The organism is Kosakonia sp. (assembly GCF_032104925.1).
Lineage (GTDB): Bacteria > Pseudomonadota > Gammaproteobacteria > Enterobacterales > Enterobacteriaceae > Kosakonia.
This window is the reverse complement of sequence record NZ_DAMCGF010000005.1, coordinates 383,666-406,867: the sequence shown is the minus strand read 5'-3', so window position 1 is coordinate 406,867 and position 23,202 is coordinate 383,666. Positions and strand designations below refer to the sequence as shown.

The 23,202-nt window shown below is 52.4% G+C and carries 25 protein-coding genes and 1 pseudogene; 15 read left to right on the top strand and 11 right to left on the bottom strand.

The features are described 5' to 3' along the window. The 5 genes and pseudogenes from RT644_RS13535 to RT644_RS13515 all read right to left on the bottom strand — a co-directional run. Positions 1 to 229 (bottom strand): annotated as a pseudogene (locus tag RT644_RS13535) (hypothetical protein); the annotation flags it as partial. Positions 230 to 260: 31 nt separating this feature from the next. After that, the gene (locus tag RT644_RS13530) at positions 261 to 2,210 is read right to left on the bottom strand and encodes a secretin N-terminal domain-containing protein (RefSeq protein ID WP_313627031.1); all 1,950 of its coding nucleotides are present in this window, start codon (positions 2,208 to 2,210) and stop codon (positions 261 to 263) included. 17 nt (positions 2,211 to 2,227) lie between these two features. Then, a complete protein-coding gene (locus RT644_RS13525) occupies positions 2,228 to 2,449 on the bottom strand; it encodes a hypothetical protein (protein WP_020455818.1) in 222 nt (73 codons plus the stop codon). Between the two features lie 16 nt (positions 2,450 to 2,465). Continuing rightward, positions 2,466 to 3,017 carry a GNAT family N-acetyltransferase gene (locus tag RT644_RS13520; RefSeq protein WP_020455817.1) on the bottom strand — a complete coding sequence of 184 codons (552 nt, stop codon included), beginning with the start codon at positions 3,015 to 3,017 and terminating at the stop codon, positions 2,466 to 2,468. Between the two features lie 3 nt (positions 3,018 to 3,020). Continuing rightward, positions 3,021 to 3,566, bottom strand: a complete 546-nt coding sequence (locus tag RT644_RS13515) for an RNA polymerase sigma factor (protein ID WP_045507376.1) — start codon at positions 3,564 to 3,566, stop codon at positions 3,021 to 3,023. A gap of 375 nt (positions 3,567 to 3,941) precedes the next feature. Here RT644_RS13515 and sctV point away from each other — a divergent pair, with 375 nt between their 5' ends. From sctV to RT644_RS13470, 9 genes are read left to right on the top strand one after another with little or no spacing between them, the layout of a single operon-like run. Then, positions 3,942 to 6,017, top strand: coding sequence for a type III secretion system export apparatus subunit SctV (gene sctV, locus RT644_RS13510; protein ID WP_313627028.1), 2,076 nt, complete (start codon positions 3,942 to 3,944; stop codon positions 6,015 to 6,017). Between the two features lie 11 nt (positions 6,018 to 6,028). Further along, a complete protein-coding gene (locus RT644_RS13505) occupies positions 6,029 to 6,931 on the top strand; it encodes an FHA domain-containing protein (RefSeq protein ID WP_313627026.1) in 903 nt (300 codons plus the stop codon). Beyond that, on the top strand, positions 6,925 to 8,301 hold the full coding sequence (locus tag RT644_RS13500) for a FliI/YscN family ATPase (RefSeq protein ID WP_409521858.1): 1,377 nt from the start codon (positions 6,925 to 6,927) through the stop codon (positions 8,299 to 8,301). Before RT644_RS13505 ends, RT644_RS13500 begins: the two co-directional genes overlap by 7 nt. Then, a complete protein-coding gene (locus tag RT644_RS13495; RefSeq protein WP_313627022.1) occupies positions 8,291 to 8,743 on the top strand; it encodes a hypothetical protein in 453 nt (150 codons plus the stop codon). Before RT644_RS13500 ends, RT644_RS13495 begins: the two co-directional genes overlap by 11 nt. 23 nt (positions 8,744 to 8,766) lie before the next feature. After that, the gene (locus tag RT644_RS13490) at positions 8,767 to 9,801 is read left to right on the top strand and encodes a FliM/FliN family flagellar motor switch protein (protein ID WP_313627020.1); all 1,035 of its coding nucleotides are present in this window, start codon (positions 8,767 to 8,769) and stop codon (positions 9,799 to 9,801) included. Then, on the top strand, positions 9,801 to 10,454 hold the full coding sequence (sctR, locus tag RT644_RS13485) for a type III secretion system export apparatus subunit SctR (RefSeq protein ID WP_313627019.1): 654 nt from the start codon (positions 9,801 to 9,803) through the stop codon (positions 10,452 to 10,454). Before RT644_RS13490 ends, sctR begins: the two co-directional genes overlap by 1 nt. Positions 10,455 to 10,468: 14 nt before the next feature. Then, a complete protein-coding gene (locus tag RT644_RS13480) occupies positions 10,469 to 10,735 on the top strand; it encodes a flagellar biosynthetic protein FliQ (RefSeq protein WP_313627018.1) in 267 nt (88 codons plus the stop codon). Continuing rightward, positions 10,732 to 11,535, top strand: coding sequence for a flagellar biosynthetic protein FliR (locus RT644_RS13475; protein ID WP_313627017.1), 804 nt, complete (start codon positions 10,732 to 10,734; stop codon positions 11,533 to 11,535). Before RT644_RS13480 ends, RT644_RS13475 begins: the two co-directional genes overlap by 4 nt. Before the next feature lie 3 nt (positions 11,536 to 11,538). After that, positions 11,539 to 12,609: an EscU/YscU/HrcU family type III secretion system export apparatus switch protein gene (locus RT644_RS13470; RefSeq protein ID WP_313627016.1), complete on the top strand. Its 1,071-nt coding sequence runs from the start codon at positions 11,539 to 11,541 to the stop codon at positions 12,607 to 12,609. 55 nt (positions 12,610 to 12,664) lie between these two features. On the opposite strand, the gene tisB is transcribed toward RT644_RS13470, so the two are convergent. Next, entirely contained in the window at positions 12,665 to 12,745 is an 81-nt protein-coding gene (tisB, locus tag RT644_RS13465) for a type I toxin-antitoxin system toxin TisB (protein ID WP_404820068.1), read from the bottom strand. Between the two features lie 519 nt (positions 12,746 to 13,264). On the opposite strand from tisB, the gene ivbL reads away from it, so the two are divergent. From ivbL to ilvN, 3 genes are all read left to right on the top strand, one after another. Continuing rightward, positions 13,265 to 13,363, top strand: a complete 99-nt coding sequence (ivbL, locus tag RT644_RS13460) for an ilvB operon leader peptide IvbL (protein WP_110093690.1) — start codon at positions 13,265 to 13,267, stop codon at positions 13,361 to 13,363. 105 nt (positions 13,364 to 13,468) lie between these two features. Further along, entirely contained in the window at positions 13,469 to 15,157 is a 1,689-nt protein-coding gene (gene ilvB, locus RT644_RS13455; protein WP_313627015.1) for an acetolactate synthase large subunit, read from the top strand. A 3-nt stretch (positions 15,158 to 15,160) separates the two neighbouring features. Further along, on the top strand, positions 15,161 to 15,445 hold the full coding sequence (gene ilvN, locus RT644_RS13450; protein WP_017458118.1) for an acetolactate synthase small subunit: 285 nt from the start codon (positions 15,161 to 15,163) through the stop codon (positions 15,443 to 15,445). A gap of 9 nt (positions 15,446 to 15,454) precedes the next feature. On the opposite strand, the gene RT644_RS13445 is transcribed toward ilvN, so the two are convergent. Continuing rightward, positions 15,455 to 16,357, bottom strand: a complete 903-nt coding sequence (locus tag RT644_RS13445) for a LysR family transcriptional regulator (protein WP_313627014.1) — start codon at positions 16,355 to 16,357, stop codon at positions 15,455 to 15,457. Between the two features lie 104 nt (positions 16,358 to 16,461). On the opposite strand from RT644_RS13445, the gene RT644_RS13440 reads away from it, so the two are divergent. The 3 genes from RT644_RS13440 to nepI all read left to right on the top strand — a co-directional run bounded on the left by RT644_RS13440 (position 16,462) and on the right by nepI (position 18,921). After that, positions 16,462 to 16,914 carry a DUF1198 domain-containing protein gene (locus RT644_RS13440; protein ID WP_313627013.1) on the top strand — a complete coding sequence of 151 codons (453 nt, stop codon included), beginning with the start codon at positions 16,462 to 16,464 and terminating at the stop codon, positions 16,912 to 16,914. Positions 16,915 to 17,010: 96 nt separating this feature from the next. Beyond that, positions 17,011 to 17,547, top strand: a complete 537-nt coding sequence (locus RT644_RS13435; RefSeq protein WP_313627012.1) for an SRPBCC domain-containing protein — start codon at positions 17,011 to 17,013, stop codon at positions 17,545 to 17,547. Between the two features lie 189 nt (positions 17,548 to 17,736). Next, positions 17,737 to 18,921 carry a purine ribonucleoside efflux pump NepI gene (nepI, locus tag RT644_RS13430; RefSeq protein WP_045507408.1) on the top strand — a complete coding sequence of 395 codons (1,185 nt, stop codon included), beginning with the start codon at positions 17,737 to 17,739 and terminating at the stop codon, positions 18,919 to 18,921. A gap of 10 nt (positions 18,922 to 18,931) precedes the next feature. Here the strand turns inward: nepI and RT644_RS13425 are convergent, their stop codons facing one another. The 4 genes from RT644_RS13425 to RT644_RS13410 all read right to left on the bottom strand — a co-directional run bounded on the left by RT644_RS13425 (position 18,932) and on the right by RT644_RS13410 (position 23,183). Further along, positions 18,932 to 19,834, bottom strand: coding sequence for an EamA family transporter (locus RT644_RS13425; RefSeq protein WP_044489528.1), 903 nt, complete (start codon positions 19,832 to 19,834; stop codon positions 18,932 to 18,934). 114 nt (positions 19,835 to 19,948) lie between these two features. Continuing rightward, on the bottom strand, positions 19,949 to 21,328 hold the full coding sequence (locus RT644_RS13420; RefSeq protein WP_020455799.1) for a carbohydrate porin: 1,380 nt from the start codon (positions 21,326 to 21,328) through the stop codon (positions 19,949 to 19,951). 148 nt (positions 21,329 to 21,476) lie between these two features. Continuing rightward, positions 21,477 to 21,788 (bottom strand): PTS lactose/cellobiose transporter subunit IIA, encoded by a 312-nt coding sequence (locus tag RT644_RS13415; protein WP_044489757.1) that lies wholly within the window; start codon positions 21,786 to 21,788, stop codon positions 21,477 to 21,479. A gap of 6 nt (positions 21,789 to 21,794) precedes the next feature. Beyond that, a complete protein-coding gene (locus RT644_RS13410; RefSeq protein ID WP_313627008.1) occupies positions 21,795 to 23,183 on the bottom strand; it encodes a glycoside hydrolase family 1 protein in 1,389 nt (462 codons plus the stop codon). Positions 23,184 to 23,202 lie beyond the last annotated feature (19 nt).

Here is a 23,202-nt window from a genome sequence, read left to right as displayed (position 1 = left end):
GCCCGGCAATCTGTTTCTCAATGGAGGGATACCCTTCGCCGCGCGGGTCGGGAGTAAAGATCAGCGAGCGGGCATCGGGACGGACAGGGCGGTCGTCGTTATTGTTTTGCGGGCCGGTATATAACGAGCCGGTGGGAATATCCCGGCGGTCCCGTTTCGCAATACCAGGATCTTGTCTGTTTTCCAGCGGCGTATTAATAATGGCAGGGGTTAATGGGTTAATTTTCATTGTAGGGCTCCTTCACGATCTTTGAGCGAGGTTATTTCTGTGCTTCGTTCTTTCTGGCGATATAAACTTCGATATAAGCACCAGGTGATATAGGTGCGTTGGGGTAAGGGACGATCATGAGATTTTCATCGTTATCACAATCGGTATCATGAAATACAGACGACTGCTGACCTGCGTTTTTTATTAATGATGAAGAGATAGTATATTCCTGTGTTGCCAGCGATTTAACGTTTCCAGCCAGCACGGTCAGTGGCCAGTCAATATCGCACACATCTTCGATGGTTATATCATCGATAGCCGGCAATGTAGCGGGTGAAATAGTGCCACTGGATAACCTGGTAATATCATCGAAGATCTGCTTATACATTTTTTTGGAAAACGAACCGCCATATTCTGATGTGGTTTTCTTTGCGCTGGCTTTTTCTTTATTCGCATCTTTTTGAATTATCTTCGGCGTAATGATAATAAACCGTTGCCGATTTTCACTTTCCCGTAAGTTGAAGGTGGTGTTCTTTTTTTCATGGACCGATAAACCGCCAATAATTAACGAATCACCCTCATCGACTGTTACCAGCGTGCTGAGATTGCCTGTCTTGTGGTTATCTTCAGGCGCTGGCGTTGTCCCTTTGTTATACATATTGACTTTAATCTGCAACGCTTGCTGTTTGTCACTGGCGATAACACGGGGCGTGATTTGCAACACCGCACCGTTGGACGCAGTAGAGAGCGGGCCATCTTTTGTTGCGGGTCGGTTTTGATTACTAAAATTAAAGACTGCGGGAAAGTTCTCCATTGTTATCAGTGAAGGGCGAGCGGTTAACGATGCGCCGCCTTGTTCGACAATCCTTTGAATTTCAGCCTGAAATTTTTTCATCTCCTGGGCGTTAAGAACAGATTTGTTGCCGTTAATAACCTCATCGTAAACGCTGCCTCGGCGGCTTAAACGTTTTTCCTGCATGCCGGTGTTAAGAACCTGGCGGTTATCCACGTCGATAACGAGGGTATCGATGGCGACCGATCTCAGCGGAACATCGAGCTTTTCAATGAGCTGCGCATACTCACTCCTTTTGGCGGGGTTGTCCTGAATGAGGATGGCATTGCTGCGTGTACTGACCACGATTTTCGGTTTGTCATCGCTGGATGCAGGCAGTGCGGGTGCCAGTGAAATGCGGTCAGTCAGCGCTGAAAACGAAGCGCCTAAGCGGTTATTAAATGGATTTTTGCTTTCACCCGCCTCAAGCGCAGCCGGGTAATTGTAGCGCTGAAGCTGGGGCGAAGATTTTTTTGCATCTAATAGCTCCGATAATATTGTGCCAACCCCCGGAATGGTGATCAGTTCATTTTGATATTCAACCCGGATATCGGCCGCTTCAGCGAAACGCAAAGGAAAGAACATGGTTTCAAACGCGCCCCCTTTGTTTTTACTGGCATCAGGCTGTTCGACAAACATTTTTATGAGGTTCACATATTCGGTTGGGCCGCTTACCAATATTTCAGCGCTCTCCGGCAGTTCTCCCCAGCCAAATCGCTTATCCAGCAGACCTATATCCGTTAACGCCTTTTTAAGACTATCAATCGACTCGCCAGACACTTTAATCTTTAGCGAGTGCTGATCTGTTTTACTGCTGACGTATAATTTATCCTCGAAAATAAACCACTGTAAATTATATTCAAGCGCCAGGCGTTCAATAAACTGCTGAGCCGTATTAGCGCGTAGTTTATTCTTTACCGCTGCCGAAATTTTTGGATCTATAACCAGGCGTAGCGAAAATGCATGAGCAAAATCCTCCAGCACTTTATTTAACGGCGCTGGGGTGTTTTGATACGAGAATTCACTACTGTTTAATATGGCGGGCACAGCCGCCACGGCGTATTGATGTATAAAAACTGTTAATAATATCAGGGTTAGTGTTGCGCAGCGTTTAAATAATCTGGCGCAATGCGAAAGAGGTGAATAAAAAATACGCCAGTAGAATTTCATACATGTCACCTGTTAGCTTATCGACCATCGTTAATAATTGAGCGAGCCAGGTTGTGATTGAGCGTCACTTCCTGGTTTGCAGCCCAGGTGGCAGAAGAATATTGTTTCATATGTTGATGAAACGTGAGCCAGTCGCCCATTGACATACCGTTCATATTTTTGGCAGAGGTCTGAAAATCACTGCTGGCTTGTTTTAATTTACTATCTAACTGGCTACGCACAGAATCCATTTTTAGCATATCGATTATCCCTGTTTTATTTATAAAGACGCAGATCCGGCCGGAAACCAAACAGCATGACGCTGGCGCGTTGTTCACCGAAACGGGCAATTCTGGGTAAGAAAGCCCATTGTTCTCCGCCGAGATATTTGGCAATTCGTTGGCTGGCAAGGTTAGACGCCATAATCCAGGCGACCATGGTTTCAAACCCATATTCACGGCCAAGCAGCAGCGCCGCCAGCCCAAGATGCACGCCTAGCCCGCTGCCGCAGCGATCCGCGCGCACATATAAGGCAATTTCCCCGGTTTGCCGGCAAGCTAACGTTCCCCAGCTAAAGCGGTTGATTGACAGCCAGGCGATAATTTCCCCTTCGCGCTCCAGTACGTACACCGGCAATTTATCTTGTTGATAAAGCTCGATATAAAACCCCAGTTCTTTCTCGGTGATCGGCCTTGTTACGGGAGAATTCGCACCGGTATTCGCTGTCTCATTAAAAATCATGGTCATGGCTTCAATATCGCTTTTTTGCGCCACCCTGAGCCCGCGGGGCAGCCGTTTTAAGATTCGCTCATCTAATTTCATTTCCATTAATTACCCTTCTTCCTGATTATTTTTCAGTATTTTTCGAACTCTGGAGAGCCTGGAACGTATTGTTCCAATCGGAATACCTAATTGCTCGGCGGCGTCGTTATAACTGGTGTCTGAATCCATAATATGGTAGATGACGCTTTGCATTTTGAGCGGCAATTTATCGACCATGGCAATGGTTTCAGAAAGTTGTATTTTATGTTCGTTAATATAGTCAGGATTGAATATCTGATCGGAAATTAAAAAATTAACATCATCCAGCGCCACCATCTCAGGTTTATTAAATGTCTTTTTAAAATGATTTCGCACCAGGTTAGACGCAATGCCAAATAACCAGGTTTCTTTACTGGACGCACCAATAAACTTATGTTGATTGCGAAATGCTTCAAGGTAAGTCATTTGTACCAGATCATCTACATCACTTTGATTGTAAACCCGACGGCTGATGAATTTCCTGAGTCTGGTGGTAGTGTTTGCGACTAACTCATCTATATCGAATGCGTTTTTATCCGCTGATTCATTATTAACATTGATGGGTAACTTCCCCATAAAAATTCCCTTTGTATTATCCAGTTATTCCTTGCTCACTTATGAGTGGCAATGAAGTGAAAATCTGCCTGGTTAATTTGCAGAATATTTCAGGTACGTCTTCAGAGTGTTGGTCTTCTTTTATGTGCGCGGGTGGAGGGAAAATGCACGCTCTACAACACGTGATACGCTTTTAGGTATTTTCTTTTGCGCGCATTACTGTGTTGAGAACACTAATGTAAAGGTGTTGTCTTTTGATTGATTTGAAAAATGTCGATTGTCGACGCGTTAGCTAATACAGAGATGATTATCGATGGTTAATAAAACTTACTTATTCGATCAATGTGAAAATATGTGGCGTTCATGAGACTGTTTTTTACGAAACTGGCCGTTCGAATGGTAAACCAGACTGAACTCATTGGTGCGGTTATTGTCATGACGATTGTCTTTATGATGGTTTTGCCACTGCCGGTTTTTATTATTGATACCGCACTCTCATTGAATATCTGTATTGCCACCTTGCTGGCCATCCAGGCATTATTTATGCAGCACCCGCTGGCATTTTCTACGTTTCCGGCAGTTTTACTGCTGACAACCATGTTCCGCCTCGCGTTATCCGTTGCCACGACGCGCATGATTTTATTGCAGCATGATGCGGGTCATGTTGTTGAAACTTTTGGTAACTTTGTCGCGGGCGGTAACCTGGCTGTAGGGTTGGTTATCTTTTTGATCCTGACGCTGGTTAACTTTCTGGTCATTACAAAGGGGGCTGAACGCGTCGCGGAGGTTTCCGCCCGTTTTAATCTGGATGCGATGCCGGGTAAGCAGATGGCCATTGATAGCGATTTACGCTCGGGCCTGATTGATACGGCAGACGCAAGGGTGCGCCGCGAGCAGCTGACCAAAGAGAGCCAGCTTTTTGGCGCCATGGACGGGGCGATGAAATTCGTCAAAGGTGACGCCATTTCCGGAATTATCATCGTTTTTATTAACTTAATCGGCGGTTTTTCCGTCGGCATTTTGCAGCACGGCATGCCCGCCGCCGACGCCATGCATATCTACTCGATTCTCAGCATTGGTGATGGCCTGGTGGCGCAGATCCCGGCGCTGCTGATCTCGCTTGCGGCGGGCATTATTATTACGCGTGTTAATTCCGATAACGCGGCTTCCAGCGTCAATATCGGCGGTGAGATCATCTGGCAATTAACGCGCCACCCCAAAGCCTGGATCTATTGCGGCATCATTATGGCGCTGTTTGCGGTGGTGCCTGGCATGCCAGCAATGCTTTTCACCACCCTCAGTTTGCTCTGCCTGACATTAGCCTTCCTGCTTACCCGACAGGAAAAGCCCAGGCTGGAAATGGCGGGGCAACTTACTCCATCGATTGTCGGCGCTGAGCCTGATAATTCAACAGAACTAATGGGTTATGAAAATGTTCGCCGCTTTTTCCCGCTGCGCGCCTACCTGCTGCAATTTCATCCACAGCATCAGCAACAACCGGGGTTTGAACAACTACTCCAGCGCATCTATGCCCTACGCAACGACACTGTTTTTGAATATGGCCTCACGCTGCCCTCTTTCGAGCTTGAGGGTAATGCGCAACTGGCGCCCGATGAATTTCGTTTCTGCGTGTATGAAGTGCCGGTTATTCGCGCAACGTATGATCCTGCTAAGTGCGCCGTCAACGCCAGACTGGTCGCAGAAGATGACGGTACGCCCGGGCTTGAAGAGCGCGAAGAGCAAGGCTTGCGATGGTTTGACGTTGACGATCACCGCTTATCACAGTACGAGACCGAAAAGCGCACTTCTGGCGATCTGATCCTCGCCAGAATGCGGCGGGCCATTCTGTCAACGGGGTGGAAATTTGTCGGCTTACAAGAGAGCAAAGCGCTGATTGACTGGCTACGAAGCGAACAGCCTGAGCTGGCCGATGAACTCGAAAGGTGCTTGCCCATCGCGTGGTTTTCGGCGGTTTTGCAGCGGCTGGCCGCAGAACGTGTCACCCTGCGACCGCTGCGCCTGATTGCCGAAACATTGATTAAACATAGCCGCCATGAATCCAACCTGATGGTGTTAACCGAGCTGGTTCGCCACGCGCTGAGAGAGCAGATTTGTTACCAGTACAGCCAACATGAAACGCTGAATAGCTGGTTACTGGCACCCGCCACGGAAGCGGTGTTCCGCCAGGCATTAAACGCGGCGGGCGCGCAGCCGATGACGCTCTCTTCGGTGATGCATGAAGCGTTACTTGCCCGTTTAGCGCAGTGCTTTCCCACTGATGAAGATGCCCCTTGTGTGCTGCTTGTCGAGCCTGAGTTGCGCGGCCCGCTTTCCGGTCTGCTACGGGAGTCATCCACGCCTGTTCCGGTACTCGCCTTTTCGGAGCTTATTCCCTCGATAAAAGTCCAGATCCAGGGGCGGATCGATCTTGAAACAGAAACCCACGAACCCGCAGAACATGCAGCAGATTGAGGAAAAACATCGTGCTCTATGAACTGAGAGTGCTTAGCGGCCTGAATAGCGGCGCACTGTTACCCTTGACCGGTACGCAGTGGTTGATTGGATCATCGCCCGATGCGGACATGGTGTTATACGACGCGGCGATTGCGCAAAACCATTGCCGGCTGCATGCGACGGATAACGGCTGGCAAGTGGAGGCCCTGCAAGGCGCGGTGCTGACGAATGAAGGTCGTCGCGTTGAACACATCGATAACCTCGAACCCGGTACGCCCTTCTCGCTGGCGGGGATTTGGTTATGTGTGGCGCAGTCAGACACGCCGTGGGAAACGGAAAGCACGTCCGCTGCGCAAGCCGACAGCCAGCCGGGGTCGCATGCGCCGGTGGCTGAAAGACCGCGCGGTCGACTGAATAAAGCCGTGGCTGCGGTTTGTTTTATCCTCGCGATAGCCGCGTTCGGGCTGGGCGGTTTTTCTGGCAAAGACGCGCGGCCGACGGCGATTTCTGCGCCGGTGCCGAAGCCGCAGAAAACGTTTCTTGAAACTGCCGCGCAAACCCGCGAAATGTTGGCCTCACTGCTTCAGCAGGCCGGTTTAGGGCAACGCGTCGATCTGGAAATAACCGGTAGTGACGACATTGTGTTGCATCTGGTCGGCGATGATAAGTTACAGGCTGAAACGCAGGCGCTACTGCAACAGTTTGACCGGCGGTACCAGAGTGCTGCGCAAATCTCAGTGGATATTGTCCAGCCGCCGCCACCGCTGCCTTTTCGCATTGCCCTTGTGGTAAAGGGTGAATCCCCGTATATCGTGACCGACAACGGGCTGCGGGTGTTTATCAATGATGAGATTAGTGGCATTAAACTTCTCGCCATTAACGAAGAAAAGCTGATCTTTCAGGGTAAAACGCGGTTTGAGGTGCCCTGGTGAGCGACGGCTGGCAAGAGGAACTTGCCCGCTGGCAGCAGGCCACACAACGCCAGCTTGAGCAGACAGAGCCGGTAAATGTTATCGGCTCGGTGACCGGGATTAGCGGCATCGTTTTACAGTGTTATCTTCCGGGCGCGCGCTTAGGAGACTTATGCCTTTTGCCGCGCACGTCGGGCGACCCGATTATGGCTGAAGTAATTGGCTTTGATTCGCAAGAGGTTTCACTTGCCGCACTGGATACGCTGGAAGGCATTAAGCCCGGTTCAGAGATCCATCCTTTAGGTTTGCCCCACAGCATACAGGTCTCGCCAGCGCTGAAAGGGTGCGTATTCGATGGGTTTGGTCGTGCTCTTGGTGGGCAGGGTCAGGCCGCTTTTGTCGACACCTTAACCGCGCGATCTGTACCGGTGATGCATAACGCCACGCCGGCGACCGATCGCCTGTGTATTGAGACGCCGCTCTACACCGGGCTCAGCAGTATCGACGGTTTGCTGACGCTGGGTGCAGGCCAGCGGGCGGGGATTTTTGCCGGGGCGGGATGCGGTAAAACAACGCTGCTGGCGGAGCTGGCGCGAAATATACCGTGCGACACCATCGTGTTTTGCCTGACGGGTGAGCGCGGGCGCGAGCTGCGTGAGTTTATGGACAGGGAGTTGGATGAAGCGCTACGTCAGCGCACCGTGCTCGTGTGCGCCACCTCGGATCGCAGCAGCATGGAGCGTGTGCGCGCTGCGTTTACGGCCACCGCCATCGCCGAAGGGTTTCGCCAGCAAGGGGAATCGACTTTGCTCATTGTTGATTCGCTGACACGTCTTGCCCGCGCACAGCGCGAAATCGGGCTTGCCAACGGCGAACCGCCGGGGCGCAATGGCTTTCCTCCTTCGGTTTACAACCTGCTCTCGCGGCTGGTTGAACGCAGTGGACGTACCCGGCAGGGCACTATCACCGCGCTGTATTCGGTACTGGTTGAACAAGATTCGATGCACGACCCGATTGCTGACGAAGTGCGCTCTTTAGTGGACGGGCATATTATCCTTTCGCGCAAACTGGCCGATCAGGGACATTATCCCGCCATTGATGTGGCAGCCAGCCTGAGTCGGGTCATGAATAATATTACGGGAACTGAACAGCAAACTATTGCCACAGATATAAGGCAATTAATGACGGCCTATGGTGATATTGAAATGTTAATTCGCCTGGGCGAATACCAGACCGGCAGCGATCCCTTTACCGATTACGCGGTTGCGGTTAAACCGGCACTGGATAATGTTCTCAAACAATCATTACGCGCGCCGCGAGCGCCTGAAATAACCTTAAATCAATTACGGGAGATCGTGGCGAATGCTCCGGGTCCGCAAGGTGTTTTATAACGCAGAGGATGAAAACACTGCAGATGAATCGCTAAGATTAACTTCGCTGCTGCGCCAGTTATTATCGCTTTATCATTACCGGACGATAAAAACGGAACTGGCGTGGTTAAAGCAACAGCGCGAAATGGTAAAAATGGCGCAACAACTTGACGCGCTTAATCGCTATTCACAACATATCGCCCACTATAATCGTGATTACTTTTCCGCGATGAGCGACCGTAATACACAGCGCGCGTTATCGTTAATGGATATGCGAAAGTGGCTTGAAAAAGAACAGGGAATGGTGCAGCAACAGCAGGACACCATATTGCGAATTAAGCAGCAAGAAACAGATTATCTGCGCCAGTGCGATGAGGTCGCTGCGCACTTTCAGCAGGTTATCGGAAAAAGAAAACGGCAGGAAAAGTTTCGTTTTATCCTTGAGCAACTGCATGCCATTTAGTGTTAGGCAAAGAGCCATTATTGATGAATAAAGCTGCGCTGTTATTTCCTCCTGTCAGTAAAGATGAGGTCATCGCCCGGCAATATCTGGATCGACAACCGATATTGAATTTTCAATGTAATGGCCAGCAAGGGCAGTTACGACTCTTTCCATTGCAGGCGGGAGAACGATTGCCGGATAAACCGATATGTTTTGCCAGTCAATACGGGAAATTACGCCTTTATAATGCGGAGCCTTTGTTGAGCCTGTTATCGCTTTGTCCGTTATTAGCTGAAAATAATAATACCTCGGCGCAGTGGTACTGGGATGTGTATAACGCCGCGCTCAGTCAGGAAATTAAAAATATAGTCGGTTACTTGCAGCCTGCTGAGGAAAGCCATGAACCGGAAATTTATTGTTGGATTGAAATAAAAAATAGCGAGCAATATGAAAGAGGATTAATGGCGCTGTCGCCGTTAACATTAATTCGCCTGCTTCAGCATTCGGCGTGGCACTTTTCCCCGACGCGGCAAAATAAGCAGTTTTTACTCTCTTTCCCGTTGATCCTGGCCTCAACGGAGCTTGCGGTAGACGCGTTACGGCATTTACGCGTTGGCGACATTGTGCTGCCAGAAAATCGGCTTTTTAACCCGGCAGGAGCAGGGCAACTGCAAATCGGCACACAGTGTTTCTCTTTACAGCAATGCGTCCCGCTGGCGCATTGCTTTACGATTGTTTCCCATAAGGAGATAGAAATGGAATTCACCCCTGTTGATACGGCACTCCCGCAGCCGGACGCGACGCTTCCCCCGGTGCCTTTATCGCGCGAGATCCCATCACAACCTCATGAAATGCCGGATCTTTCCTCTGTTCCCCTGAGGATAACGCTGCGTGCGGGAACGCTAACATTGACGCTCGACGCGCTGCAGTCGCTGCGGGCGGGTTCGATACTGACATTCACGGATTTTACCCCCGGTCAGGCGGCCATTTATTATGGCGAGCGCCCGCTGGCGCAGGGCACTTTGGTGGATGTTGAAGGTGTGCTGGGGCTGCAAATTACCCGCATGGAGCATTTCTGATGGATATTCAGCAGATCAATCCCGCGGCGCTGGCACTGTTTATCGCGGCGCTGACGTTGTTGCCTTTGCTGATGATTATCTCCACCTCGTTTCTTAAAATTTCCGTTGTTTTGCTGATTGTACGCAACGCGTTGGGCATACAGCAGGTGCCTGGCAATATGGTGATCTACAGCATTTCGCTTGCCGCAACGCTGTTTATTATGGGGCCGGTGTTTAATGACATGACCCAGCGCGTGCGACAAATCTCACCGGATAAAATCGATGTCGCCGCGATTTATGCTCACTACCCGACGGTAATTGCGCCGCTGCAAAGCTTTTTACAGCGCAATATTGATGCAGATACCCATGTTCGTTTAACGGAAGCGGCAAAAAAACTGTGGAAAGATCAGGCGAGTAACCCAATAACGCGCGATAACCCTGTGCTGATATTAAGCGCGTTTGTACTTTCGGAATTACAGTCCGGTTTTAAAATTGGTTTTTTAATTTATATTCCCTTTTTAGTGATAGACCTCGTTGTATCGACAGTGCTGATGGCATTGGGAATGCAAATGGTGGCACCGATGTTTATTGCAATTCCGCTTAAATTATTGCTTTTTGTTTTGATTGAGGGGTGGAGTCGTTTACTTGAAGGGTTATTTTACAGCTACATTTAGCGATGAGAATAAATATGTATATTGTCGAGTTGCTCAAGCAGGGGTTAATACTGGCGATGATGATATCGGTTCCGCCAGTAGTGACCGCTGTGGTGGCGGGTATTATCATTGCGCTGCTGCAATCGGTGATGCAATTACAGGATGCAACATTACCTTTTGCGTTGAAAATGGTGGCTGTTGGCATCATTCTGGCTTTTTCCGGCCACTGGATGCTGCAAAAAACAGTGCAATTAAGTATTAACTGTTTTGACTTAATCAGCCAGATAAGAGCCTGGCAATGACGTTTGTCTCTTTCGACTGGTTAGGTGAGGCGTTAATGGCTCTGGTGAGTGCCTGTGCGCGTATTTATCCCTGCATAGCGATTATTATTGCTTTTTCTTTCAGGGAGATCAGAGGCGCGGTGCTCTACAGTATCGCACTGGTATTTACTTTTCTTCCCGCAACCACCTTTTATGCGCAACCCGATTTTGGCAGTATCAAAGGCATCATGTTTATTATCTTGATGATAAAAGAGTCGCTGCTGGGTATGTTTTTAGGCTTTCTGTTGGTTGTACCTTTCTGGTTATTCGAAAGCGTCGGGGTTCTGTTTGATAATCAGAGCGGCGGACAAATGGGTGAGCAAATTAACCCGGCGATAAGTAACAGCGGATCATTTTTTGGTTATGTTTTTAAGAGCGTTTTTTTACTGATATTTATTCATTTTCACGGTTTCGCTTATCTTATTGATATTCTCTGGCGCAGCTACACCTTCTGGCCGATCGATAAACTTTTTTTCACTGACACTGCGGTAACTTTTAAACAGTGGTTATCTTTTCTCGCAGACATATTCTCTTTTATTGTTATTTACAGCGCGCCTTTTGCTGTGCTGATGCTGATGATCGAGTTTAGCGTGGCGATCCTGAGCCTTTACAGCCCGAAAATGCAGGTCACCAGCGTGACCATCCCGTTAAAAATTATTATCGGTTTGTCCTTCCTGGTGATGTATATCCCGACATTACTGCATCTTGCGGAGCAGCAATTATTGCAGCCTGATCGCGTCGTCCCGATGATTTCTTCCACGCTTAATCTGACGGCGGATTAAGCGATGGCGGAAAAAAACGAGCAACCCACGCCGAAAAAAATCCGCGATGAGCGTAAGAAAGGGAATGTTTTTAAAAATGAAGGGGTGCCACTGCTGCTGCTGATCACGCTGGCGATGGAATTCATTTTTATCATGATGGAGCGCGGCATCGATCGTTTGCAACAGCTCTTCATTGTGGCGCTGAGCTTCATTACGCTGCCGTTTATTACAGCGGCAAAGCGGTTAACGCAGTTGCTGGCAGTCGAATTGAGTATTTTCCTGGCGCCTGTTCTGGGCGTGGCGATAGCGGCAAGGTTATTAGGAAACTGGCTGCAATTTGGCTTTCTCATCGCGCCTGAATCGGCGATGCCAAAATTTGAACGCCTAAACCCGCTACAAAAAATTCAGCAAATGTTCTCCTCCAGAGAGCTCGCAGAGTTGGTAAGCAGCCTGCTGAAATTCTTAACTATCGTCTATGCCAGCTACAGTGCGGTTTATCCGCATATCAACGAAATCGTCTTTCTGGCGGCAAGCCCGCTGATGCGCGTAGCGCAGGTGCTTCGTAACCTTGTTAGCGACATCTTTCATCACATGTTGATCCTGCTCGCTGTCTGGACGGCGCTCGATTTCGGCCTGCAAAAATATCTGTTTATCAAGACGCAAAGGATGAGCCTTGAGGAGGTGCGCCGGGAAAACAAAGATACCGAAGGCGATCCGCATATTAAATCGTACCGCAGAAGCCTGATGATGAGCCCGCCGCCGGTGCCCGTCGATGTGCCGCAGCCCGGGGAGGTGTTAAAGCTGGCGGATGTGGTGCTGAATGATGCCGCATCTCGGGTGGTTCTTCTGCGTTACGAACAGCAAAACATCGCGCTACCGCATATTCTTTTTAAACAGCAGGGCAAAGACGCGGTATCCGGGCTTCTTGATCGCGCCCGCGCGTTGAACATTCCGGTTATCGACGCGCCCCAGTTGGTTCATCTGCTGATGCAATACGAGATTGGGCAGGCCATTCCACGCCAGGCGATTGCCCACACGGCGCATATTTACAACCAACTACAACAAATGAAAAAGCGCGAGCCAGAGACAGCGTGAGAGGTGTAAAAGAGGGGCGGTTTCCCGCCCCTCTTTGGTGCGACTTGAACCTGAATTACCGCAAAAACTTCAGGACAGCTTCAAGCAGTTGCAACAAGGCAACAATGAGTTTCAGGATCAGTATAAACATCTCCATTCCGCCCATACGCTTCTCCTCTGGTCAAGGAGCACCGGCTGACGTACCTTTCCGCTACCTGTTGCCAGCCTTGTTGTTGGCGTAACGCAGTGTGCTCTTGAGGGGTTAAGGCACTGACGGCACCACCCGTTTCAGCCAGGAATTCTTGCGCCGTTGAACGCGGCCCCTCACGCTGGTTCGCAAGGTCATTATATATTAACACTGTTTATATATACAGTATTTATTGGCGGAATTTTCGACATTGATCCATACTCAATGCGGGAAAAAACGCCTGAAAATTGCGCATCCGCAGGATTCGTCGTATAGTTGCGTGGTTGACGTAACGCAGTGTGTTTTGCGGCCACCAACCGCGAAAATGCTGACAAAAACCTCGCTCCGGCGAGGTTTTTTGTTTTCAGACGCCAGGCAAATAAACGTGATCGGCTGCGCAGTTTTCTGCGGGTGCGTAAAAAGCAGTTGTCGGCGAATGATTCCTGTGCTTGTATAAATCTCGTTAATAACACAACACACAGGCCCCTAATGAACGCTTCCACCAATCCGATGAACCTACTAAAAACCGCGCATAACGCCGCGGTGGTCGTCGTGCGTGTGGTGGTGGTCGTCGGCAATGCGCCGTAGGGTCCGGAACAACACACGATTCCAAAACCCCGCCGGCGCAAACCGGGCGGGGTTTTTCGTTTAAGCCTCTCCTGGAAAGCCGGCTCAGAAGAAAAGGACTGGAGCATGGCAAGTTCGGGCAGCACATCGCAATCCACGCGCTATACAGGCGCGCAGCTGATTGTTCATTTACTGGAACGTCAGGGCATCACCACCGTGACCGGCATCCCCGGCGGTACCGTTTTGCCGTTATACGACGCGCTAAGCCAAAGTAAACAGATTCGCCATGTGCTGGCGCGTCACGAGCAGGGCGCGGGTTTTATCGCGCAGGGCATGGCGCGTACGCAGGGCAAACCGGCGGTTTGTCTGGCGTGTAGCGGGCCAGGGGCAACTAACCTGGTGACCGCCATTGCCGACGCGCGTCTCGATTCCATCCCGCTGATTTGCATCACCGGCCAGGTTCCGGCCTCGATGATTGGCACCGATGCGTTCCAGGAAGTGGACACTTACGGCATCTCTATCCCCATCACAAAACACAACTACCTGGTTCGCGACATCAGCGAACTGCCGCAGGTGATTTGCGATGCGTTTCGCATTGCGCAGTCCGGTCGCCCTGGCCCGGTGTGGATAGATATTCCTAAAGATGTGCAGACGGCGGAAATCACCCTCAGCGAGCTGCCGGAACCGGGTCATAAAGCGCCAGCACCCGCCTGGAACGCTCAGGATGTTCACGCCGCCGCAGAGATGATCAATGCCGCCGAGCGCCCGGTGCTGTATCTGGGCGGTGGGGTGATTAACGCGCCGCAGCAAATTCGTCACCTGGCGGAAAAAGCCAATATGCCCACCACCATGACGTTAATGGCGCTCGGCATGTTGCCAAAACAGCACCCGCTGTCGCTCGGGATGCTGGGAATGCACGGTGCCCGCAGCACCAACTACATTTTGCAGGAAGCGGATCTGCTGGTGGTGCTTGGCGCACGTTTTGATGACCGGGCGATTGGCAAAACTGAGCAGTTCTGCCCGAATGCCAAAATTATTCATGTGGATATCGACCGCGCGGAGCTGGGCAAAGTGAAGCAGGCGCATGTGGCAATCCAGGGCGACGTTGGCGACGTGCTCGATGCGCTGATCCCGCAAGTTGAAGCCCATTCCCGCCACGCCTGGCGCAACACCGTGGAACAGCTGCAAAAAGAGTTTCCCGGCGCGATCCCGCAAGCGGGCGACCCGCTTACCCATTACGGTTTGATCAATGCGGTCGCTGCCTGCGTGGATGACAGTGCGATTATCACCACCGATGTTGGTCAGCATCAGATGTGGACGGCGCAGGCTTACCCGCTGAACCGCCCGCGCCAGTGGCTGACTTCCGGCGGGCTGGGCACCATGGGTTTTGGCCTGCCTGCGGCGATTGGCGCGGCGCTGGCAAACCCGGAGCGTAAGATCATCTGCTTTTCCGGTGATGGCAGCCTGATGATGAACATCCAGGAGATGGCCACCGCCGCGGAAAATAATCTCGATGTGAAAATTATCCTGATGAATAACGAAGCGCTGGGGCTGGTGCATCAGCAACAGAGCCTGTTCTACAAGTCCGGCGTGTTTGCCGCAACGTATCCCGGCATGATCAACTTTATGCAGATTGCCGCTGGTTTTGGCCTGCATACCTGCGATTTAAACGCCGAGTCCAACCCGCAGGCTGCGTTGCTGGAGGTTATCTCTCGTCCGGGCCCGGCGCTGGTGCATGTGCGTATCGACCCGCAAGAAAAAGTTTACCCGATGGTGCCGCCAGGCGCGGCGAATACAGAAATGGTGGGGGAATAAGCCATGCAAACAACTGATAACGTCATTCTCGAACTCACCGTGCGCAACCATCCGGGCGTGATGACGCATGTCTGTGGGCTGTTTGCCCGCCGCGCGTTCAACGTGGAAGGCATTCTTTGTCTACCGCTACAAAGCGGCGAGCAGAGCCGCATCTGGCTCCAGGTGGCGAACGACCAGCGGCTGGAACAGATGATAAGCCAGATCGATAAGCTGGAAGATGTGGTGCAAATTATCCGCCACCAGACCGATCCTGGCGTGTTCAACAAACTCGGTCTGTTCTTTGAGTAATCGCCGCGCTTAACGCTGGCTGATGTCGAACAGCAGATTGCGTAGCCACTGATGCGCCGGATCGCGGTGGCTGCGTTCGTGCCAGGCCAGGGTTTTGGTAAACCCCGGTATCGGCAAGGGCGCTTCACGCATACACATGCCCGGTGTCAGGCTGGCGAGGCGCTGCGGCACCACGGCAATCATATCGCTGACGGTTAACATCTCTGGCAGGATCAGGAAGTTATTCACCGACACGCCCACGCGGCGGCTTTTACCGATTGCGGCCAGCGCGTTATCCGCCACGCCGCGAAAACGTTCTCCATCCCACGATACCAGCGCGTGCTCCAGCGCGCAGAAGCGCTCCAGTGTCAGCGTATCTTGCGCCGCATCCGGGTGGTCGGCGCGCATCATGCAGACAAAACGTTCCTCAAACAGCGCCCGGCTGTGCAGTGCTTCCGGCGTGCTGTGCGGTGTCATTAACGCCGCATCCACTTCGCCGCGCTCAAGCTGGCTTACCAGCCGCTGCGGCTCCACGGGTTCAACGCGGATGCGGATCCCCGGCGCGTGCTTTTTCAGCTCAGCAATAAACGGCACGATCACCACTTTAAGCGCGTAGTCGGTTGCTGCCAGCGTCCAGATAAATGTGGCGCTGAGCGGGTCAAAGGCGATGGGTTTCAGCAAGCGGTCGATATCGGCAAGGATCTGTTTAACCGGCGCTGCCAGGGCCTGCGCACGCGGCGTGGGCACCATGCCATGCGGCGCGCGGATAAACAGCGGGTCGGCAAAATAATCACGCAGTCGCGTCAACATGCCGCTCACCGCCGGTTGCGTCAGCGAAAGGCGGGCGGCAGCGCGGGTGACATGGCGTTCATCAAGCAAGGCATCGAGCGTTTTCAACAGGTTAAGATCGAGGTTTCTGATATCGTTATTCATGATGATGACCAGCCAGAGCGATAATAAAGATTATCGCATTTACGGCTGTCCGTAGCGGGTAATTTCCCCGTATGATGAGCCTCTTTTGCGCTTCGGGAGCGGTTATGATTTGGTTGATGTTGGCAACGCTGGTGGTGGTTTTTGTGATTGGTTTCAGAGCATTAACTTCTGATTCTCGCCGCGCGATTCGCCGCCTCACCGACCGACTCAACATTCAGCCCGTGCCGGTGGAATCAATGATCGATCAGATGGGCAAAAGCGCCGGTAACGAATATTTAAGCTACCTGACGCGCCCGGACGAAGCGCACCTGCAAAACGCCGCCCAGGTGTTACTGATCTGGCAGGTGTCTATTGTCGATAGCAGCGAGCAGAACCTGGTTTACTGGCACCGGTTGTTGCAAAAAGCGCGGCTGGCAACACCTGTCACCGATGCGCAAATCCGCCTGGCGCAAGGGTTTCTGCGCGAACTGGAACCGGACAGAGCCGATCTCAATAACTTCCAGATGCGCTATAACGCGCTGTTTATGCCCGAAGAGGGCGTTCACTGGCTGCACTGATATCACGCAGCGTGATGACGCTCATCAAAGATAGTCATTAGATTTATAACACCGCGCGGCGCAAAGTGGCCTCGTTCATCCATGACGAGGTACACCATGACGCAATCTCTGACGCAAAGCGCCATTGTCTGGCCGCAGGATTACCTGCCAGGCACCACCGATAATTTTGTCTCCAACGAAATCATTGTCGCCGGGCTAACGGCACATGAGATCTGGGCACAACTGAACGATACTCGCCTGTGGCCGACTTACTACAGCAACGCGCAAGACATCCGTTTTCACGATGGCAGCGGCCCGTTATTAAGCGCCAGTGCCCGTTTTCGTTTCACTACCTTTGGTTTTCCGGTCGAGGCGCAGGTGTGTGAATATGTGCCGCCGGTTGAAGGCCTGGCCGCGCGTATCGCGTGGTATGGCTGGGTGGAAGGGGATGCGCAGTCGCGTCTGGATGCGATTCATGCCTGGTTGTTTGAGGATTTACCTGGCAGCCGCGTGCGCATCCTGACCCAGGAATCGCAAACCGGTGTTCCGGCGCGGCAACTGGCGAGCGCGGTGCCAAACCCGATGATCAATGCTCACCAGGAGTGGATTGTCGGCCTGGCAACGGCGGCGCGTAACGCGCGGGCTAAAGAGTAAACCGTGCTGGTGTCGCGGCATAAACCTCATCGTTGTCATGCCGCGACTCCATATACACACTGGCGGACACGCTTTGTGCCTGGCGGTTGAATTCATCGCCGCCACAGAGTTGCCAAATTGTTAATTGCGTCACACATTTTGAATGTTACACTGCGCGACTTTCACGAATAAAAACTAAGCAGGTAACCAATGAGTGAGCAATCTGTAACGCAATCTTCTACGGATACGGTAAGTCGCCCGAACTGGTCGGCGGTATTCGCCGTGGCGTTTTGCGTGGCTTGCCTGATAACCGTGGAGTTTTTGCCGGTAAGCCTGCTCACGCCAATGGCACTGGATCTGGGGGTGTCGGAAGGTCTCGCCGGGCAAACCGTCACCGTGACGGCGTTTGTTGCGATGTTTGCCAGCCTGTTTATCACCACGGTTATCCGTGCCGCCGACCGCCGCTATGTGGTGATCGCGTTCGCGGTGCTGCTTACGCTTTCCTGCCTGCTGGTGTCGTTCGCCACCAATTTCACCCTGCTGCTGCTGGGTCGGGCCTGCCTTGGTCTGGCGTTAGGCGGTTTCTGGGCGATGTCGGCGTCGCTAACCATGCGGCTGGTGCCGATGCGCGTTGTGCCAAAAGCGCTGTCGGTGATTTTTGGCGCGGTGTCGATTGCGCTGGTGATCGCGGCTCCGCTCGGTAGTTTTCTTGGTGGCATTATTGGCTGGCGCAATGTGTTTAACGGCGCGGCGCTGATGGGCGCGGCCTGTATCATCTGGGTGTGGCAGGCATTGCCGTCGCTACCGGGGAAAACCGAGCACCATGAGAACATGTTCGGCCTGCTCAAGCGCCCCGGTGTACTGGCCGGGATGATCGCCATTTTTATGGTCTTCGCCGGGCAGTTTTCCTTTTTCACCTATATTCGCCCGGTTTATATGAATCTCGCCGGGTTTGATGTAGACGGGCTGACATTAGTGCTGCTGAGCTTCGGTATCGCCAGCTTTGTCGGCACGTCGTTCTCCTCGGTGGTGATGAAGCGCTCGGTGAAACTGGCGCTGGCGCTGGCACCGTTAACCCTGGCCATTAGCGCCCTGGTGCTAATTCTGTGGGGCAGCGATAAGGTTGTCGCGGCGGGCATCGCCATTATCTGGGGGCTGGGTTTTGCGCTGATCCCGGTGGGCTGGTCAACGTGGATCACCCGCACGCTTGCCGATCAGGCAGAAAAAGCCGGTTCCATTCAGGTGGCGGTGATCCAGCTTGCCAACACCTGCGGCGCGGCGATTGGCGGCTTTGCCCTCGATCACTACGGTTTACTTTCGCCGCTGGTGCTTTCCGGTAGCCTGATGCTGTTAACGGCGCTGCTGGTGGCCGCGAAAGTGCGGGTAAAAGCGTAAACCAGTCGGCTTATGCGGCGCGTATTTTGCGCCGCGAATCCCAGGAAATCAGCAATACCGACGAGACAATCAGCAGCGTGCCGAGCCAGTCCGGCAGCGAAAACGCCACGCCGAGGAGCGCCACTGACAGCAGGGCGCTGCTCAGCGGTTCGGCGCAACTCAGAATGCTGGCTTTCGAGCCGCCAATCATCTGCGCGCCTTTCAGATAGAGGCTAAACGTCAGCGCGGTGCCAATCACCACCAGGTAGAAGAACGCCATCAGCAGGCGGCCATTCACCACAACATCATTTCCCTGCCCGCCAAAGAAGGGCGTCAGCATCAGTCCCGCCAGCAACATACTCCAGCCGACAATCGGCAGCGTGCCGTAACGGGCGATAAGCTGCGAAGGGTAGGTAGTGTAAAACGCGGCGGCAAACGCCGAGACAATGCCCCACAGCAGCGCTTCAGGCGAGATAGAGAGCGACGTCAGATTGCCGTGCGTCACCAGTAAAAATGTACCGATAAGCGAAGTCACAATCGCCGACGCCACGGGGAAGGTGGGGCGCGCTTTGCGCACCAGCGCGAACCACGCCACGATAATCGTCGGCGAGAGAAACTGCAGCACCGTCGCGGTGGCGGCGTTGGATTTTTCAATCGTCAGCAGGAAAGTGAGCTGCACGGTTAGCGCGCCAAACAGCGAGAAGAACAGCAGGCTAAAGGCGTCTTTGCGGTTTTTCAGGATGGCGAAAATTTTGTCACCGTGGACAAACGACAGCGTTAACAAAATCACGCCGGTGAACAGCAGTCGCGTCATCGTCAGCCACGGCGAGGAGATATGACTTTTCTGCATTATGTACTGCGCGCAAACCCCGGAACTGCCCCATAAAACGGCGGCGGCCAGGACGTAAAACATCCCTTTCTTGCTCGAACCCATGTGCTAACCCAACTCTGTAATGCTGATGACTTATCGTAAGGCCGCGCATCATAACACATGTACAGAGTTTAACCGGAAGCGGCATGAGGGGGGACCGCCTCCGGTTTTGTTACCTTACCACCAGGCTTCCCACATCGCGCCGATGTTGAACGAATCGAGCGTCGAGTCGTTGGTGCCGTTCACGCGTGCGGTGCGTTTGTTATCCACTTCGCCGCCGGTCACGTAGAAGCGCAGCATCGGGCGGAACTCTGGTCCCATCGCGATAGAGATGTTCTGCGACAGGGTTGCTTTCCAGCCGTGGTTATCGCCGCCGTCATCATAATCTACGCGTTGATAACCCAGTTCCAGCCAGGTGGAGTGCACATCGTTCCACCAGTGCATCGGGCGGACAATCGCGCCATAGTTGCGGCGGTTATCCGCTTTGTTGGCGCTGTTGTCGTAGTCGTGGTACGCGAGCAGGTAGTCCACCTGCGTCTGCCGGGAGAATTTGTAGCTGCCTTCGAAGCTGGCGTAAATCGCGGTCAGATCGTCGGTTTTGTTAAATACGCTGTTATCCGCGTTATCGGAGTAGCGCGCGATCAGTTTGTTAATGCCGTGGTCGTAGGTGTGGCTCAACACCGCACCACCTTGCCAGGCTTTCAGACGGGCATCGCTTTCAATCGCTTTCGAATCAAAACCGTAGTTAGCGTAGATTTCCAGATCCAGCGGGCCGACTTTCATGCCGTGGATTTTGGAGGTCACCGCATAGTTACCTTTATCGCCGACGTTGGAGCCGCCAGTACAGGTGATGCGTGACGGGTTGGCTTCATCTTCCAGCACTTCCGGGCTACAGGATGCCACCGAACCAACAGCCGCGACATCAAACTGCACGCCGCCGATATCGAAGTTTTTCACCCCGGCGCCCTGGCCGTCGTGGTTCATCCAGAAGTAGTCGTTGATGCCCTGTTGTGGACGCTGGTGGAAATCACGCCCTGCCCAGAAGTAGGCGTTCGGGTTGGATGCCAGCAGGTTGGTCACCCCGGCATAGGCTTTTTTCAGGTTAACTTCGTCGCCCCAGTGGTCGAACATCACGTTGACGTCCCAGATTGCGCCGTTGTCGCCTTTAAAGGCTTTGGAGAGCTGGAATTCACCGCCGTTGCCTTCGTTGCCCAGACGACCAATCGCCGACGCGCCGTTATAGGAGCCATCGACGCCAACATATTTCTGATCGCCAGACTGGAAGTGCGCGCCATAACGGGCGTAACCGCTAAATTTCAGGCCGTAAGGCACCGCCAAATCCGGGGTTTGCGCCGCGCTTTGCGGTTCCACCACCACATCCGCTTTTTTATTCACGGCGGCGTCCATTTTCGCCTGGCGTTCCGCCAGCGCTTTATCCACCGCCTTGGCGACGATGGCATCGATTTGCTCTTGGGTAAACTCTTGTGCGAAGACGGAGCCAGAGCAAAGGGTGGCCGCAACCGCCAGCGCCACTGGAAGTTTTTTATTAATTCTCATGGTTATCTCAATTTAGTAAGTTATTCTCAGACAATAACCATCCCGGGTGACCGGGCAGAGATTATTGCCATCACCATTACGAACTGCTTTTATTTTTTAAATGCGGGTACAGCTTAATTAAGATTTACCGTAATCAATTCTCCGTTAATTATTGCCGATATAAAGTGTGAAGCTGAATTATCTCTTCGGATAACTCACGCGCTAATAATGATGTCATTAAATGATCCTGCGCGTGTACCATAATTAATGTCATCGGTTGCCGGGCTTCGCCCGCATCCTGTTCGATTAATTTGGTTTGCATGTGATGCGCCTGGCGCGAGTAGCCATCCGCCTCCTTCAGCAACTGGCGCGCTTCGTCAAGATTGCCTGCCCTTGCCGCGCGCAGCGCTTCAAAGCACAGGCTGCGCGACTGTCCGGCGTTGACGATAATTTCCATTACCGCTTCTTCGAGTTCAATCATTGTCATTTAATCCTGAGTAAAACCATTATTTTCAGCGGTGGCGGCAAACCACTCTCCACTTTTCTTAATGGTACGTTTTTGCGTTGCCAGATCTAATTGCACAAAACCGTAGCGGTTTTTATAGGCATTACACCATGACCAGTTATCAATAAATGTCCACATATGGTAGCCAAGGCAATGACACCCTTCGCTAATTCCTTTATGCAGCCAGATAAGATGATCGCGAACAAACGTAATACGATAGCTATCGTTTATTTGCCCATCTTTAATAAAACGCTGTTCGTTCTCGACTCCCATACCGTTTTCGGAAATAAAACAGCGTGGGTTACCGTAATTGACGCGTAAGTTCGTGAGAATATCGTAAATACCCGGCTCATAAATTTCCCACCCGCGATACGGGTTCATTTTGCGCCCTGGCATTTCGTAATAATCAAACAACCACTCCGGCATAAACGGCGCATCGGGATTGACCGCGCTGTCCCGGCACTTTACCCGCCGTGGCTGGTAATAGTTAATGCCGAGCAGGTCGATTTTCCCTTCTGCAATCAGCGAGATATCGTCCGGCTGGCAGGCGGGCAACTGGTCATACTCTTTGAGCAGCGCCACCAGGTCAGCGGGATACTCGCCGCGCAGTACCGGGTCGAGAAAACTGCGATTGAACAGCAAATCGGCATAGTGCGCCGCTTTCACATCCGCCGGGTGCTGCGAACGTGGATAGGACGGCGTCAGGTTCAACACAATGCCAATCTCACCGGCGTAAAACCCGGCGCGAAATGCTCTCACCGCGCTGGCATGCGCCAGTACCGTGTGGTACGCCACCGTGGCCGCACGTTTAAAATCCACCACGTTCGGGTAATGGAAATCGTACAGATAACCGCCCTCTACCGGCACAATCGGCTCGTTAAAGGTGAACCAGTGATGAACCCGATCACCAAACAGCTCGAAACAGATTTGCGCGTAGCGGCTGAAAGCCTGCACCACTTCCCGGCTTTCCCAGCCGCCTTTTTCCTGCATCACCATCGGCATATCGAAGTGAAACAGCGTGATAAACGGCGTAATACCCTGCGCCAGCAGCTCGTCGATGACCTCGTTATAGAACGCCACCGCCTGCGGATTCACTTCACCATCGCCATCCGGGATCAGCCGTGACCAGCTGATAGAGGTGCGAAAGCTGTTGTGCTTGAGCTGCTTTAACAGCGCGATGTCCTGCCGCCAGTGGCGATAAAACGTCGAGGTCTCTTGCGGCCCAATCTGCTGGTGAAAGCGCCACGGTTGGCTGGCAAACCAGGCATCCCATGTGGTTGCGCTTTTACCGCCTTGCTGGCTTTCCCCTTCGGTTTGCAGCGCAGAGCTGGCGCTGCCCCACCAGAAGTTTGCGGGAAATACGTATTTCATTACCGACTCCTTTTCGTTA